The organism is Acinetobacter sp. GW821-FHT01E09, from assembly GCF_059422385.1.
In genome coordinates this window covers 2,512,115-2,528,540 of record NZ_JBWKWU010000001.1, presented here as the reverse complement: position 1 = coordinate 2,528,540, position 16,426 = coordinate 2,512,115, and the positions used below count along the sequence as shown (strand labels likewise).

Sequence of the window (16,426 nt, the reverse complement as noted above, 5' to 3'; positions counted from 1 at the left end):
TTAACGTCCTATGTGTATTTTTTCAGTTTGTTGAATAAGTTGTGGCGCTGAGAAGGTACCTGTAAAGCGCAATTCACGGATTTCTTCTGCATTGCTATTTAAAAACAGCATGGTTGGCGGACCTAAAATTTCACGTTGTTTTAAAATGATGTCTTGTGAGGCGTTGTATTCGGTTAAGTCTAATTGGATAAGCGTGAAGTTTTTCAATGCCTCTTGTACATCGGTACGTGGGAATACCTCTTTTTCAATCGGTTGACACGCCACACACCAGTCTGCATAGACATCAATAATGATGGGTTTGCCTTGCTGTTTTGCATTGACCAAAGCCTGTTCTAATTGTTCAGCGGTGGTCACTTTGTTCCAAACTAAATGTTCTGTTTGGCTATGTTGAATTTGATAAGCAGAATAACTTTGTTGAATATTCCAAAAACCAGCCACTAAACTGGCAATCGCGATGATTGCAAGAATAACTTTATTAACCGTTTTTTCACTGTCACGTAGAGCAATAAAGAGATAGATTGCCAATGCGATACACAGCAAGGCAAAAATAGCAGCATACACAGTCGAAGGCAGCATAGGGCGAATAAAGTACAATGCAACCATCAGCATAATAAAGCCAAAACTGACTTTAATCCGATCCATCCATTTACCTGGTTTTGGTAATAATTTAGAACCAAATACACTGGCGATAAATAAAGGTAAACCGATACCTAGACCGAGAATAAATAAGTACAAACCACCTAATACAGCACTTTGAGTTTGCGATACAAATAATAATGCACCAGCAAGTGGGGCACTCATACAAGGGCCAACAATCAGTGCTGATAATGCCCCCATAACCACAGCACCGAGCACTGTCCCAGCTTTTTGATTATTTTGCAGATGACTTAATTTATTGGTGATGAATTGCGGTAAGTTTAACTGATATAAACCAAATAAATTTAAAGCTAATACAACAAATAAAACTGCAAATAATGAAACGATCCAAGGGCTTTGGAACCAACGTTGAAAGTTATAACCAATTTCAGCAACCACAATCCCCATAATGGCGTAAACCACAGCCATACTCACTACAAAGCACAAGGCAATCACAACAGCTTTATAACCTTTTGCGCGTTGAATGATGATGCCAGAGAGAATTGGAATAAGTGGCAGCGAGCAGGGTAAAAACGCCAGTAAAATACCTAAACCGAAGAACACCAATAAATTTAGAAACAGAGAGTCTTTAGACAATAGTTTAAAGAATGATTGATCATCATTCCATTGTAATGACGATGTAGTGTTTTTAGTGTCCGTATTGCTGTTTAAAACAGCAGAATTTTCCGTATCTGTAATTGCATTGCTACTTGCAACAGAAGCGGTGGGGTCGATTAGATTTGCAGTGTTGTCTGCTTTATTGGCAGTTTTTTGTCCAAGCTGAGTGCTTTGATCATCCAATACTTTGTTTGTAACTGGTTTTTCAGCAGTTGAATTGACTTGAGTTTCAGCGTTTTCTTTGAGCTTTTTATCTTGAGCTGGGACAGTATCAGGCTGATTGAGTAATGTGCTATTTGAATTATTATTGAATAGATGCTTAGACGATGTATTGCTTTGTGGTAATAAGCCATCTGCATCAGTTGCAATAGTTTTTCTTTGTAATGGATAACATAAACCATCCGCAGAACAACCCTGATACATCACTAAATATTGTGAATTTGGTTTGACCTGAATCTGTGTGGTGACATTTTCATAATGAACTTCTGTTTTCCCAAAGGTTGGATCATCTTTGATATGACCTTTTGGGAGGTTTAAAGGTACAGCTTTATTGTTGACTGTTACTTTAAACTGATCATGATAAAGGTAATAGTGAGGTGCAACTGTCCATTTCAATTGTGCTTTATTTTCTGAAATTGATTCAGCAGAGAATTGAAAAGCTTGATCTGGTGGGAGAAACTCAGGATTTGCATGGCTGATGGTACTTAGACTCAACAAAGTAAAACCACATACACTGAGCAAGGTTCGCAACTTCATAATTCCATATCTTTGTTTCATTTACAGCCATTATCCATAATTTCAGATAAAGAAGGCATTATTCTAAGTTTTTCTTTGTAAAAATACCGTTAAAAGCATTTAACCCCATTTTGCTTAAGTTTTTGAAAAATTTGTCCATCATCAGGATAGAGTCTGTCGAATTGGGTCATTTTCTTGGTTTTTTTGCTGGTGTAATTGACATTGTAAAGCACAGCACCTTGATAAACGATTTCATAAGTTCCTGTTTCTTTCTGGTTGAGTATTTCTTTATAGAAATCGTGAAATTCACTTGGTCTACCTTGTGCTGTATCAACAGCATCATAGTGGGTAAATTTTAACGAGATTTTTTTCATATAAGGATAATATTGAACTGTTTTGACTTTTGGAAATTCTTCCTCAGAAATAAGCAGAAGATTATTGTTTTGACTTTCTTTAAAGCAAAAATATGGGATAGTTTGCTTTGCATAAACAGGCAAAGAGAGAAGACTCATTACAGTTATAAATAGCCTAAGCAATTTCATACTCTTTCCTCAAAGTTTTCCTTGTCATTATTCATAGATTTTTCCAGCCATTAAAATATCTGCAAAAATTTTCCATGGGATGCACTCTGGTTGTGGCTGTTGGGTATTTGCATAAAAACCCTCCATATCTTCCACCCAATTGTGCATTGCTGCTAAAAAGCTTTGCAGATCTTTATTTTCCCATTGTTGAATATTTTCAAGATGATCTTGTTTGAGATTATCTAAAAATGTTAAAAATCTTGTTTGGTTTTTATTGCATTAATTTTCATAAGCATCATTTCTAATTTACAGGATAAAGTGTTGTATAAATATAGGCCATCTCGCACGTTTTTTGCATTCCAACAATTGAAATTAATTTCAACTAGACCCATATAGAAATTAGTCAACAGTACAGAACAGACACTTTGTGAAATTTGATTGATGATCAAGCTCACGATAACAAGTCGAAGCTCAACAATAGGATTAGGACATCATATGAATATCGCGGCAAACCCAGTAGTTGAAGCAGATCAAACTATATATTTAAAAGATTATCAAAAACCTTCATATGTTGTAGATTCAATCAATCTCGATATTCAAGTTTATGATGACCATACCAATGTAAACAGCAAATTAGTCATGAAACGCCAAGCAGCAGGAGATATGGTATTGCTTGGACGCGATCTTGAGCTTAAATCAATTTCTATTAATGGTAAGCAGCTTACTGAAAGTGAGTATAAGCTTGATTCTGAGCAACTGATAATTGCCAATGCGCCAGATGAAGCCATCGTTGAAACATCTGTGGTCATTCATCCTGAAACCAATACGCAACTCGAAGGATTATATCTTGCGGGGAGTGATTTATTTGTCACTCAAAATGAGCCAGAAGGTTTCCGTAAAATTACGTTCTATCCTGACCGTCCAGATGTCTTATCTGTGTTTACCACTCGTGTAGAAGCCGATAATAAATATCCTGTGCTTTTGGCAAATGGTAACTTGATTGAAGCGGGTAAAACTGGTGATGAGCGCCATTATACCATTTGGGAAGATCCAACCAAAAAACCAGCTTATTTATTTGCCTGTGTGATTGGTGATTTAGCAGTTTTAAAAGACCGTTATACCACTTCAGAAGGTCGTGATGTGGCATTAGAAATCTATGCAGAAGAAAAAGATATCCCAAAATGTCATATTGCGATGGAAGCGTTAAAGCATTCTATGCGTTGGGATGAAGAACATTATGGACGTGCATACGATCTAGACAATTATATGATTGTGGCAACCAGTCAGTTCAATATGGGCGCAATGGAAAATAAAGGTTTAAATATTTTTAATACGTCATGTGTGCTTGCTGATGAAGAATATACTACTGATGCCGCAATCATGCGTGTACAGTCTGTGATTGCACATGAATATTTCCATAACTGGACAGGTAACCGTATTACTTGCCGTGATTGGTTCCAATTGTGTTTAAAAGAAGGTTTAACGGTTTTCCGTGATCAGTCTTTTTCAGAAGATTTACAATCAGCAGCAGTACAACGTATCGACGATGTTGCAGTGCTTAAAGCGCATCAATTCCCAGAAGATGCAGGCCCATTATCGCATCCGCCACGCCCAGATCATTTTGTGGAAATCAATAACTTCTATACTGCGACAGTGTATGAGAAAGGTGCGGAAATTAACCGCATGATGTCAACTTTATTGGGTAAGGAAAAATTCCGTAAGGGTACCGATGAATATTTTCAACGTCATGATGGTCAAGCGGTCACTGTTGAAGATTGGGTTGCTGCCTTAACTGCGGGTTCAGGTGTCGATTTATCTGCATTTTTAATCTGGTATAACCAACCAGGAACGCCAAAGCTTGAAGCTAAAGGTGAATATGATGCGAGTACTCAAACTTATCGTCTAAGCTTTAAACAAAGTTTAAAATCCCATCCTAAATATCCAAACTTAAAAGCTGTACCTATTCCTGTGGCTTTAGCATTGTTTAATGCAGAAACAGGTGAGCAGTACACCCTGCATTCTGAGGCTTTATTTGAAAATGGGGTAAAAGATGGGGTGTATTTGTTTGATCAAACAGAAGCAAGCATTGAATTTACAGGTGTGACCGAAAAGCCTGTAGCATCTTTATTACGTAATTTCTCAGCACCGGTAAATCTTGAATTTAACTATTCAGATGAAGAACTTGCATTCTTATTGCAATATGAAACCAATGGTTTTAACCAGTGGCAAGCCACACAGACTTTGCTTGAGCGTATTTTGCTTAATGGTCATGATGCTCAAATTTATGTAGATGCAATTAAACAGACCTTACCAAATGTAATTGAAAAAGATCCGCTATTGGCGTCACGCTTATTTGATGTACCAAGTGAAGGTTATTTGGGTAGTCGCATTGATCAAGATTATAATCCTTTGATTGTAAATGAAGCACGTGAAGCTTTGTTGAATCAATTGGCTAAAGTCTTGGGTGACTTTGTTAAAGAAACATATTTATCACTTGATCCAGATTCACAAAATGAATTTTCACAAGCAATGGGTGTTCGTGCTCTAAAAAATATCATGTTGAGTTTTATGGCGCGTCAGGGGGATACCGCAGTATTTGATTTGGCTTATGCACAGTATGAAAATTCTGTGAATATGTCAGAGCGACTTGGGGCACTTAAAGTATTGGTATGGAATGATGCACCACAAGCAAAAGCAGCCTTAGCGGACTTCTATAAGCGCTTTAAAGATGAAGCATTGTCATTAGATCAATGGTTTATGATTCAAGCAGCGCATCCGAAAGCAACGGCTGAAACGATTCAGTATTTAACTTCACATGCTGATTATGATTTAGGTACACCTAACCGTATTCGTTCGGTAAGTGGTGGTTTAAATGCCAATCCTGTCAATGCATGGAGTTTTGGTGTTCAGCATTTTGTTGATTTGGCGAAATATTTGGATGAAAAGAATCCAATTGTTGGCTCTCGTTTACTTCAAGTCCTTACACGCTGGTATACATTAGCTGAACCACAACGAAGTGAAGTAAAAGCCGCACTTGAAGGATTAAAATCTCAAGTGAAATCAAAAAATGTTAGTGAAACCTTAAATAGTATGTTAAGTGTTTAATTAATAATAATTTTTTATTTAATTATATTTGTAATGCTATTTCTCTTATTTTTATAGGAGAAATAGCATGTTTAGAAGTTATAAAGTTATTGAACATTTAGATTGATTATCTATCTATTCTTTAAAAGTTTCATTTAGAGCCTGTTGCACCGCATCTACACGTGACTTACAGGCTTTATATGCAGACATGGACTCTTCCACAATCTTCATCAAATTATCAATATCAGGTTCTTCTTGAGATTCTAATAGTTCAGCATTTTTCTTTAGAACGTCATAACCTTCTTTAAATGTTAAATCTTGTTTAGCCATTGCTTAATACCTGTGTCACATTTGCGTTAATCGTACCATCCAATAACTCTACTTGGATGTGATCAGTTGAAATTTGTTGAATAGAACGAATGGCTTTACCATCACTACGGACAATAGCATAACCTTTGGCCATCACATGACGTGGATTTTGCAAAAGCGTTTCACGCATGAGTGATTCAACTTGATTGGATGCCAATTTAATCAGTTGCTGTGCCAAATACTGAACAGTACCTTTCATCAAATCTAAGCTTTTATTTGCCTCATTCATCTGCCCTTGAGAAAGCGTTTTAATGACTTTGATGTACTGATCATTCTGGCTTTGATAAGCAGTAATTTGATGCTGAGATAACAGTTTAATCTTATGTAGAGAATCTAGCACGTCTTGGGTGCGCTCTACGATTAGATTTCGAATACCTCCAATCACTTTACTTGGTGTATCAAAAGAACGGTTTGCCACTTCATCTAAAATGGTTCTATCTTTTTCATGGCCTATACCTACCCAGATCGGAACAGAGCGTTTGCAAAGTAGTGCAGCGAGATTGTAGTCATTGAGATAGGCCAGATCATTGACTGCACCTCCACCACGAATAATCACAATAAGATCTGGTGGTGTATTGAGGTCTTTAGCCCATTGTCGTAATGCATTTGCTAAAGCTTCAGAAATACTTGTCGCTGCAGTGTTCCCCTGAAACGTTGCTGAATGATAGACAAAATGACAAACCCCAGCTTGATCGAGAGCATCAGCATCTTTCTTAAAGTCACCCAAGCCAGCAGCATTTTCAGGAGCAATGACGAGCACATTTTGAATATCAAATGGGGCAGGCAGTAATTTATTTTTATTGAGTAGACCTTCGCTAGTCAGTCTTTCTAAAATTTGTTGATAACGCCGTGCGATATCACCTAGGGTATAACTTGAATCTATTGCTTCAATATTGACTGAAAAACCGTATTGGGGACTAAATACAGCTTTCACTTTAATCAGTACATTGAGATCACGAGAGAGTTCAACACCACTTTCTCGTTCAAACTTTAATACCATTTTGGCAGCAGAGAATTTCCAGATTGTTGCCTTACAACTGGCAATGACTTTATCTGAATCTTCTTCCTTTTCTGCAAGTTCTAAGTAGTAGTGGCCGCCCTTGATGCTTAGATTTCTAATCTCAGCTTTTACCCATATTGCTTCATCAAAAGTTACACGTATAACTTCTTGAACAGTTGCAAGGTATTCGCTTAAGGAAAGCTGTAAGTCAGACATACAAAGGTAATTACGGTAAATTTATCTAAAATAGTATATAACATGGTGACTCAAGACGGTGAAGATATATTGATCTTATACATCGGATATGGCATATTTTTATGATGTAGACGGGCGTTATCAACATCTACTTAAACCAAATTATTTTTTAGCCTTTAAAGTAAAAACACAAGTGAAATCATTAATATTTATTAGCTTTTTTTTCTTGGTATCTTGTACCAGTTATGATTTAGAAAGTAATCATTCGCATTGTATGGGATATGGAGCAGATGTCAGTAACATTACATCAACAATGAGTGATTATGATCGCTTTAGATATCAGAGTCAGAATGGGATGAGTATGCTTAACAGCAATACACTCTCACCGAAGATGCGAACCGATTGTTATAAAATTGACCCGAAACAAACCAAATAACTGAAAGGCTCATCAATGGATGGGCTTTAATTTTATATAAGCTAAACTTCTTTTATAGAGCATTCAAAAAATTATAAATTATGAAAAAAATCCTTTTTTTATTTCTTTTATGGATATCACAGCTTTGTTATGCAGATCCAATAATGCCAATTTTTGATAAAAAATTAAATATAGATAAATTCAAAGAATATTTTGATCGTGATCATACTCGGTATCCTGAAAATGATAAATTAATCGCAGAACGAGAAACAGATTTAGATCAACCTAAATATAAAGTGATTGTTACTAGAATAATATTTGGTAGGGAATATGAGCTTCAAAATTATATCAAAATGATTGGTTATCACGACTGCGAAGCTAGAAAAATTTTCTTGTATACAGGATATTATGATTACAATGCAGATCTTATTGAAACTTATAGAACTGTAACTAAATTTCCACAGGGCAGTAAGTTGATTGAAGATGCTTGTTTAGATAAGTAAACTTTAAAATTTCATTTAAAGATAAATTCTCATACATCATAATCAACTGATATATTATTTTAATAACCCACTTCCCCAAAAAGTGGCTATTTTCTAAAAGTATTTTTTGAAAAAAAGTTTATCTAGCGTGAAAGAATCTGGCTTGTTTGTAAAAATAAAAAGTAAAATGAAAATATAAAGCAAATCATGGATATAGAAAAACCAGCTTATCCAAGTGATCAAATTAAGACCCGGCGGGATTGTATAAATACCAACGGTTACAAGTGCTACAAAGCAAATAAAGATCAATATAAGGCTGGTTAACTGAGTAAATAACCCTAGGGTTAGCAATAGTCCGAATACAAATTCAAATAAAGAAACAATGATAGCTGTCACTTCTGGAAAAGGTATACCTGCCGAAACAATCGTTTCCAACATGATTTGTTGATTTTTCTCTACAAATAATTTGTTATAACCCGTTGTTAAGAAAAATAAACCGATCGAAATTCTGGCTAATGTTAAGACGAAGTGACTAAATTTTGGCGAATTAAATGGATTTTTAAAGAGAAAACCAAGCATGTGTCTATGATTCTGAAAATTAAAAAATATTTTAATAATCTGAGTAGATTTTTTAAATGTAAGCATTGTTGGTGAGTGTATATAATTTGTCATCTAAACAGATTTAAAATGTTGCTAAGGCTGTGGGAAATGTTACGTAAGTTTCACAAAATACACATCAAGAAGTCCATATTTTGATATGGTGTATTTTTAAGCAAAACTGAGCGAACTATGAAAATATTTTCAATTTTAAGTTTAGCTATGCTGATCGGCTTAACAGCGTGTCAAAAAAGAGATTCAGATACACAAAAGCAAGATCAAACAACAACGCCACATTCAGTCGATAAGGACAGTTAATCTAACGCCCACTGATACAGTGGGCTGATTGATATGAGTGTAAAAGCCGATTGATATAGCATGAGATTCCTAGATTTTTTTCAAAATAATGCTGTATAATTTTTATACTTAAGAAAGCTATAGAGCAATTATGAATCTAAAATACTTTATAAAAAATTTGTTAGCCTCATTTATTGGGCTATGTGCGTTAACTGGAATAGTAAAAGTTATCTTTCTATACAGCAGTAATTTATATGAGCAAGCGCTAACTTTTCTTGTGGTAATGATCATGATTCTTTGATTGATGATCGTTGGTTATCTCAATGCTGTTACTGCAATAGGCAGTAAAATCAAACAACCCTTTTATTTACATTTAATTTTAGTGGCATTTCTTTTTGTAACCGATTTGGTTTTTGGTAGTTCAAGCATTACTGAAGTTATTTTGAGAAATTTGGGATATTTTGTTGTATTACAATTTGGGGTTTACCTTTATATGAAACGAAGTGCTCCGAAATTATTGCTGAATTAACATTTTAACAAAATAATGAATAAATTAGCCTCTTAATGGAGGTTTTAATCTATAGAAAAGTGAGGGAGTTATTAATTTTAAAGCAAAGTTTTATTTAGATTTTTTATATCTAATTCAAGTAATTTTTAGGCTTTCTCTATAAAAAATCATACTGTAGGCATAAGCTAAGATAGCCGAGTAATTTTCTTTAATGATATAAAACCGTTTCGTCTTAATCAGCAATGACTGTACTCATATAGGCTTAATACATCTTATTCATTGATCAAAAAATAAAACTAAATATTTAAATTAAAACAAAATTCAAGCTTAAAATGTATAAGGTTCTAAGTGATTGTTATGATTTGTGTAGGCAACAAGTAGTTATTCGCAATAAGTGGTTGGATTGCTCTAAAGCGCTATGTTAGAACTTAACTTCCATATTTATTCGAGATTAAACATGAAAAAATTATTATTAATTTCATCTTTTTTAGCTGTTGTTTTTGTTGCTGGGTGTAGTGCAAAAGACAAAGATAAAGCGACATCTCCTGATAATGAGGTAAGTAGTAGTGCCGTTGCTGTTGATACAAATGAGTCAGCTGAAAAAACGGTAAAATATGAAACCGCTGATAAGAAACAATTTACACTTAAGACCAGTGATAATTTTGTTACAGCGACATTAACGGATAGCGATGGAAATAACTATTCATTGAAAGAAGTACCTGCTGGAAGCGGTATGCGTTTAGAAGGTGACAATGGTGTTTCAATTCATTCTAAAGGCGATGAAGGAACCATTGAACTTGCTAAAGATAAATCTTTTACAGTGAAAGAAGTTAAATAGAATTGTGACGTAAATAGCCCCACCATTTGGTGGGGTTTTTTATTCGTAGTTCATCAATCAAAAAATGATCATATTGAGTGAATTATATTGATGTTAAAAGTTTTTATTTCCTTTGAGCGAAGGCGAGGATGAGGGGGTATTTATGTTGGCATATCATTCTAAAAAGGACTTATGAAAGAAGCCGAATAGGTTGAGAGAAAACTGTACAGATTAAAATTAAACACTTTAAAACCCACTCAAAAATAAGATATTTATGGGCATTTCATTATTTATGCACTTGAATAGACCGACTAATTGTAAACAATTGGCGCAATAGCTATTGAAATGAACAGATTAAAGTAATTTTACCGTGGCATGAAATTTGCTGAAAACACCTTTGCAATATTTTTATTTTTCAATTATTAAAGGTATTTTTATGTTTAAGCACACGGTTCTTTCACTGTTTATTTTCAGTGCTATCAGTACTTCAGTCGTTCATGCTGAAAGTTTTAATGTCCTTAAGCAATTATCCAATAAGCCAGTTCAATTAAAAGACGGTGAATACAAAGGCAATTATTATGTACCTTCGACTTTAAACACGATTACTTGGGGTTACTTACCGAATAAAGATGCCAAGCCTGTGATTTCTGTTCCGTCGGGGAGTGTGGTGACTTTTGATACAGTTTCACATGAAGGTTTACTTGAAGATCAAGGGCGGGATGCGGAAAAATTCTTTAAATCAAAAGGGGTGAAAGATGAATACATTTTAGATGAAGCAAAAAATATTACAAAATCTTCTCTAAAACATGATTTTCATAAAGATGGACCTCATATTGTGACTGGCCCAATTGAGATTCAAGGTGCACAAGCTGGTGATATTTTAAAAGTAGAAGTCATTAAAGTAGAGCCTCGTGTGCCCTATGGCGTCATTTCAAATCGTCATGGTAAAGGTGCTTTAGTGGGCGAATTTCCTAAAAGACCTCAACAAGAAAATGCTTCGGCTGAACATCCTGAGCGATACGGGAATGTTTCAGTCTTTACCCCAATAGAAAAAAATGCCAAGGGTGAATATGAGGGGGTACTAAAAACACAATCAGGTAAATCGATTCGTTTCCCACTAAGTCCGTTTATGGGCATTATGGGGGTCGCACCGAATACATCACAGCCAGTTCATTCAGTACCACCAGCGATGTATGGCGGTAATATTGATATTAATGAGTTAGGTGCAGGATCAACTGCATATTACCCAGTACAAGTGCCCGGTGCATTGTTCTATACCGGTGATAGTCATTTTGCTCAAGGTGATGGTGAAGTTGCATTAACTGCATTAGAGGCTTCAGCAAGAGCAACACTCAAATTCACTTTATTAAAAACAGGCAAAGATAAGATCCCGGGTAAAGAAATTGTACAGCCCTTAGCAGAGAATGCTGAATTTTGGATTACACCAGGATTAGATGAAGATTTAGACGAAGCAATGAAAAAATCTACACGTGACGCGATTCGTTTTTTAAATCAAGAATATGGTATTGATGAAGCGATCGCTTATGCTTATCTGAGCGCTGCTACTGATTTTGAAGTATCGCAAGTGGTCGATAAGACCAAGGGGATCCATGCAAAAATACGTAAAGCTGACTTTAAAGAGTTTGTTGAAGACGCCAAGTAAAACTAAAGCTGCTTAATTAAATATCCTTGAAAGTGAGGTCGTGTATTCAGCTTTCAAGGATTCATCATTATCTTTGAAATGATATAAAGCTATAATCTTTTCGTCTTTATTCGTGTTGATTGTTTTCCTGCAATTTATTCATTTATGTTTTCAAACGATATTTAGTCGTTTGTTATCGTGGCTTTCGATATGTGACATCAATGCTAAAGCGCTTAAAACATGAAAAATCATGTTTATTTAAGCCTTAGTTATAGCAATTTAGCGGAATGAGCTTTAAACACGAATCATACTTTTACTGTTTATATCCTCCATCCAGTCATTTAAATCCAAATCGTTGGTAAAAGAATGTTCACCATCAATCTTAAAGACTAACAGAGAGTCATGAATGCTAATAATACTCGCTAAATGTTGGCGAATGATGTTGGCTTCATAGCTTGTGTTGATCAGCCAAGTGGAAGGGTTCACCCGAATTGAAGCATCATAGTCACAGATGAGCTTATGGACTTCATCTAAATGATGTACTTGTGAGGAATTTAGAATAATCAAATAATTCATATTAACAACCTCCATAAAAGAGATTTCGATAAAATAACTTTTATTATGAAATGTGATAAGTATCACGATTTATTCAATCTAACATCAAAGTATTTTGATCAATTGAAAAAATGTCGGACAATCTAAAGCTGAATTTTGATGATGTGTTAGATTTTTTTATTGTATTGTTCAAGAAAATTCCTAGTGGATATTCCTTTTGTTACATAATAAACAACCAAAAATTTTAAATATTGGCTAAATTGAAGTATGATTAAGTTTAAAATATTTAAACAATAAGTTCATCAAAAGATTGGATTTTTTATCTTATTCTTTCTGTGTTATAAAGTTTGAGGCTTAAAATGCTGGTTAAAATAGAAGATGGTTTTTATCTAAATTCACTGCATATTATTGCGATACATGTTTCTAAAAATATGATTACAAAAGATTTTTATATAAATATAGAATATACACCGCATAATCAAAAAGCCAATGGCCTATATCATAAAAAGTGCCAAACCAAAGCTGAAGCGGATCTATTTTTGCAAAGTCTACATCAACAAATTGCGTAAATATAAATTAAAGTTTTTTAGTTATTTTTGCATTAAAATTAAAAGAAAAGGACTTCATTTTTAGGCTATATTAGGCTCATATTAGAATGTGTCGATAATGTGAAAATCACAATGATTGAACATTTTGAGGGCAAAATGCATAAACTGAAAATTCTTATTTGTACACTTTCACTATTCTCATTATCTGCTTGTCAAAATGTGCAAAAAAATAGCAAAGTCATTGCCAAGGCATTTGATACTTCAACACATTTTCAACGCTATCTGATGGATAAACATGCACCAGACAATGTCATTGTTAGCAATAATATTATTTACCAAGAACAACCAAAACTCAGTTTAGATCTCTATCAGCCAAAAGATATTCAACAGTTTGAAAAACGCCCCACAGTGATTTGGATTCATGGTGGTGGTTGGATTTCAGGTGCTAAAGATAATGCTAGAGGATATTTTAAACTGCTTGCAGCACAAGGTTATAATGTTGTTTCGGTGCAATACCAATTTGCACCGCAAGCAACTTATCCAACGCAGTTGTATCAAATCAATAACGCACTGCGATTTATCCAGCAAAATGCAAAACAATACCATATAGATGCTGATCAATTATTTTTAGCAGGGGATTCGGCTGGCGCCAATTTAGCCAGTCATTATGCAGCACTGCTCACTAACCCAAATTTCGCAATGCAATCTGGATTTACAGCCTCGATTCAAGCTTCACAACTTAAGGGTTTAATTCTGCATTGCGGAATTTATGATATGAATGCCTTTATCAATACAGCACCAGATGAAATCAAACTCATTGAATGGGGGGTAAATAACCTTGTTCAAGCTTATACAGGTAATCAAAAAGATAATCCTGAATATTTAAAACGTTTATCACCGATACAACATCTTACCAAGAACTATCCGCCTGTTTTTATCAGTGGGGGGAATAAAGATTTTCTCACAGATACGCAGTCCATTCCTTTTGTAAAAGCCTTGCAAGAAAAGCAAATCCCTGTTCAAGCTGTTTTCTACCCCGAATCAAAAGAATGGTTGGTCCATGAATATCAATTTTTCTTGGGCAAAAAGGCGAGTCAGCAAACGTTTGATCAAACTATTTTGTTTTTGAAGAAAAATGCTGATTCAAAATAAACTCAAAAAATCATGATTTAAACTGAATTGTCATAAAAGCGTGTTATAAAAAATAAAATTGTAGCGAGAAATGTAAGATGGAAATCAGTGTAAAGCAAATCAACAAGCGTATAGATGAATTTCAAGAATCAAGTAAGAAAGCATCAACTTTAGAAATTGGCTATAAAACCTATGCTAAGTTAATGAATGAAGATAAATTTGCAGATGCACTCAAAAAAGATCCAAACAATACAATGGTTCGTTACTATAAAGATATAAAAATTAAATTGGTCACAGAAAAACATTATTTTGAGGTGAAGTAAGCATTTTTATAAATAGAATAATAATATTGTTGATATTTTAAGATTTACAACTCAAGGAATGAGTGTAAATTTTTTATTATATTTCTAGAGAAAAAGTAATATATCTTTAAAACACTTTTTGATCCTTTAGTGATCTTTTTTGCCTTTTAAAATCAAAATTTAGCACATATAGAATATTGATATGTGCGTCCATTGTTAAACACAACTTGTAACATTTTTTTCCGGCTTCTTCATTTTTTATCCATTTTTTTTTGATGGTGTATCTAAATGTTTCATTTTTTTGAATTTTTTTACCATGTGTTTAAAACATTAAAAACATAATTTATTAAGATAATCTAATGAGTTTGGGGGTTTTTTAATCAATAGGGTGCTGACCTGATTATTGTGATATAGGTATCAAAATATAAGGAATAATTGAATAAAAACAATCAGATGATAATAATTTTCATTTAGGGGTATATCTTTTAAATAGTTATTCATGCTGTAAAAGTAGTCGTTTAGACTCATTTTTTAAGTATTTTTTAATTTAATCAGGCTTAATGATCTTACAAATTGTGACAAGATATATTAAAATAAATGCTGGTTTATTTTGTGACGAAAAATAATGGAAATTTTAAACTTCATAAAGAGTTTCAACACTGTAAACACGTATTTAATTTTGGCGATAATTGCCTTGTTGTTTATAATTTCATTTTTCTACTTTATTCATCCTACCTGATTGGGTGGAAAATTGAAGAAAAAAGGTGAGTATCATATTGATAACTCGCCTTTTTTTATTATAAGAATAATTTTTATTCAACTGCTGTTGCTTTTTTAGTGTTCAAATTTAATGCGTGAGATTTTGTATAGTCAAAGATTGTATTGTAAATTGAATTTATATAACATACCAACCAACTGGTATCTTTTGTTGGATTTATGAATTCTATCCTTTTTGCCTATAGTTTATTGGCGGTCGCTATCATTGCTGAAGTCACTGGTTCAACATTCCTCGTGAAATCGCAAGGCTTCACCAAGTTAGTCCCGAGTTTACTGGTGGTATTTTTTTATGTGATTTCGTTTTATTTACTTTCTCAAGTAATTAAAACAATTCCATTAGGTATTGCTTATGCAATTTGGGCAGGTGTCGGTATTATCCTCACTGCTTTGGTGGGGTACTTCATTTTCAAACAAAGCTTAGACTTTGCTGCAATTGCAGGCATTGGATTAATTATTTCAGGTGTATTGGTGATTAACTTATTTTCAACATCAGCAGGACATTGATAAAAGCACTCAGCAGGTAAGATTTGAGTATGGATAAAATTGTAGAAAATGCTTATCAACGTAAAAAAGATCCTGAAGGTGTTAAAAAATTAATTTTAGCTAACACGATGAGTTTAGTTGCTGAGCATGGTGTAAATGGCGTATCTATTCAAAGTATTGCAACGTGTTCAGGTGTAACGAAAGGTGGTGTATTTCATCATTTTGCCAATAAACAGGTTTTGATTGAGGCCATGTTGGAAGAATTAATCCAGCAATTAGACCAGCAAGTTAGTCTGGCAATTGAAAAAGATCCAGTTACTTATGGCTGTTTTACTCGTGCATATATTGATGTCACCTTAAGTTCTTCATTTGGGGTTAACACGGTATGGAGTGCTTTAAGCATGACGTTGATGACAGATAAATCTTATAGTGAGAAGTGGGATCAATGGCTGACACGGCGGTTATCTCAACATGCTGAAACGGATTATTCTGTCACATTAAAAATATTACGTTATGCAGCCGATGGGGCATGGTTTGTTGAAAGCCTCTCCCCAAAAATGCAGGATGATTATGAGGAAATTAAACAGCAATTGTTGTTGAGGACTTATCCTGAATAGTGATTCATTTGTTTAGATTTTTAAGCGAACTCAATAGCTGTAAACTAATATAAAGATCCTAAATAAAAAAACCAAGCCAAATGATATTGGCTTGGAA

At 34.2% G+C, this 16,426-nt stretch carries 16 protein-coding genes and 1 pseudogene; 10 read left to right on the top strand and 7 right to left on the bottom strand.

Features of this window, described 5'->3' with window-relative positions:
* The 3 genes and pseudogenes from dsbD to AC07U8_RS11580 all read right to left on the bottom strand — a co-directional run.
* Complete coding sequence (gene dsbD / locus AC07U8_RS11590) at window positions 1-2,031, bottom strand: protein-disulfide reductase DsbD (protein ID WP_494737912.1); 2,031 nt, start codon at window positions 2,029-2,031, stop codon at window positions 1-3.
* Between the two features lie 68 nt (window positions 2,032-2,099).
* Complete coding sequence (locus tag AC07U8_RS11585; protein WP_151803429.1) at window positions 2,100-2,531, bottom strand: hypothetical protein; 432 nt, start codon at window positions 2,529-2,531, stop codon at window positions 2,100-2,102.
* A gap of 27 nt (window positions 2,532-2,558) precedes the next feature.
* Window positions 2,559-2,765, bottom strand: a pseudogene (locus tag AC07U8_RS11580) (DUF7660 family protein); the annotation flags it as partial.
* Between the two features lie 240 nt (window positions 2,766-3,005).
* Between AC07U8_RS11580 and pepN the strand changes: the two are divergent.
* On the top strand, window positions 3,006-5,615 hold the full coding sequence (gene pepN / locus AC07U8_RS11575) for an aminopeptidase N (protein WP_494737911.1): 2,610 nt from the start codon (window positions 3,006-3,008) through the stop codon (window positions 5,613-5,615).
* Window positions 5,616-5,729: 114 nt separating this feature from the next.
* On the opposite strand, the gene xseB is transcribed toward pepN, so the two are convergent.
* Entirely contained in the window at window positions 5,730-5,924 is a 195-nt protein-coding gene (xseB, locus tag AC07U8_RS11570; RefSeq protein WP_034615548.1) for an exodeoxyribonuclease VII small subunit, read from the bottom strand.
* A complete protein-coding gene (gene xseA / locus AC07U8_RS11565) occupies window positions 5,917-7,179 on the bottom strand; it encodes an exodeoxyribonuclease VII large subunit (protein ID WP_494737910.1) in 1,263 nt (420 codons plus the stop codon). The genes xseB and xseA overlap by 8 nt, the downstream gene beginning before the upstream one ends.
* A gap of 495 nt (window positions 7,180-7,674) precedes the next feature.
* On the opposite strand from xseA, the gene AC07U8_RS11560 reads away from it, so the two are divergent.
* On the top strand, window positions 7,675-8,076 hold the full coding sequence (locus tag AC07U8_RS11560; RefSeq protein WP_494737909.1) for a hypothetical protein: 402 nt from the start codon (window positions 7,675-7,677) through the stop codon (window positions 8,074-8,076).
* A gap of 93 nt (window positions 8,077-8,169) precedes the next feature.
* On the opposite strand, the gene AC07U8_RS11555 is transcribed toward AC07U8_RS11560, so the two are convergent.
* Window positions 8,170-8,634 carry a DoxX family protein gene (locus tag AC07U8_RS11555; RefSeq protein ID WP_494737908.1) on the bottom strand — a complete coding sequence of 155 codons (465 nt, stop codon included), beginning with the start codon at window positions 8,632-8,634 and terminating at the stop codon, window positions 8,170-8,172.
* A 210-nt stretch (window positions 8,635-8,844) separates the two neighbouring features.
* Here AC07U8_RS11555 and AC07U8_RS11550 point away from each other — a divergent pair, with 210 nt between their 5' ends.
* From AC07U8_RS11550 to AC07U8_RS11540, 3 genes are all read left to right on the top strand, one after another.
* Complete coding sequence (locus AC07U8_RS11550; protein WP_004719837.1) at window positions 8,845-8,970, top strand: hypothetical protein; 126 nt, start codon at window positions 8,845-8,847, stop codon at window positions 8,968-8,970.
* A gap of 944 nt (window positions 8,971-9,914) precedes the next feature.
* The gene (locus tag AC07U8_RS11545) at window positions 9,915-10,295 is read left to right on the top strand and encodes an MliC family protein (RefSeq protein WP_004719841.1); all 381 of its coding nucleotides are present in this window, start codon (window positions 9,915-9,917) and stop codon (window positions 10,293-10,295) included.
* 415 nt (window positions 10,296-10,710) lie between these two features.
* Window positions 10,711-11,937, top strand: a complete 1,227-nt coding sequence (locus AC07U8_RS11540) for an acetamidase/formamidase family protein (RefSeq protein WP_494737907.1) — start codon at window positions 10,711-10,713, stop codon at window positions 11,935-11,937.
* 273 nt (window positions 11,938-12,210) lie between these two features.
* Here the strand turns inward: AC07U8_RS11540 and AC07U8_RS11535 are convergent, their stop codons facing one another.
* On the bottom strand, window positions 12,211-12,492 hold the full coding sequence (locus AC07U8_RS11535) for a hypothetical protein (RefSeq protein WP_004719854.1): 282 nt from the start codon (window positions 12,490-12,492) through the stop codon (window positions 12,211-12,213).
* 338 nt (window positions 12,493-12,830) lie between these two features.
* Here AC07U8_RS11535 and AC07U8_RS11530 point away from each other — a divergent pair, with 338 nt between their 5' ends.
* From AC07U8_RS11530 to AC07U8_RS11510, 5 genes are all read left to right on the top strand, one after another.
* Window positions 12,831-13,040, top strand: coding sequence for a hypothetical protein (locus AC07U8_RS11530; protein WP_151803536.1), 210 nt, complete (start codon window positions 12,831-12,833; stop codon window positions 13,038-13,040).
* 135 nt (window positions 13,041-13,175) lie between these two features.
* Window positions 13,176-14,171 (top strand): alpha/beta hydrolase, encoded by a 996-nt coding sequence (locus AC07U8_RS11525; protein WP_151803535.1) that lies wholly within the window; start codon window positions 13,176-13,178, stop codon window positions 14,169-14,171.
* A 77-nt stretch (window positions 14,172-14,248) separates the two neighbouring features.
* Complete coding sequence (locus AC07U8_RS11520) at window positions 14,249-14,473, top strand: hypothetical protein (protein WP_151803534.1); 225 nt, start codon at window positions 14,249-14,251, stop codon at window positions 14,471-14,473.
* A 915-nt stretch (window positions 14,474-15,388) separates the two neighbouring features.
* Window positions 15,389-15,733: a DMT family transporter gene (locus AC07U8_RS11515; RefSeq protein ID WP_004821920.1), complete on the top strand. Its 345-nt coding sequence runs from the start codon at window positions 15,389-15,391 to the stop codon at window positions 15,731-15,733.
* A 29-nt stretch (window positions 15,734-15,762) separates the two neighbouring features.
* Complete coding sequence (locus AC07U8_RS11510) at window positions 15,763-16,329, top strand: TetR/AcrR family transcriptional regulator (protein WP_151803083.1); 567 nt, start codon at window positions 15,763-15,765, stop codon at window positions 16,327-16,329.
* Window positions 16,330-16,426 lie beyond the last annotated feature (97 nt).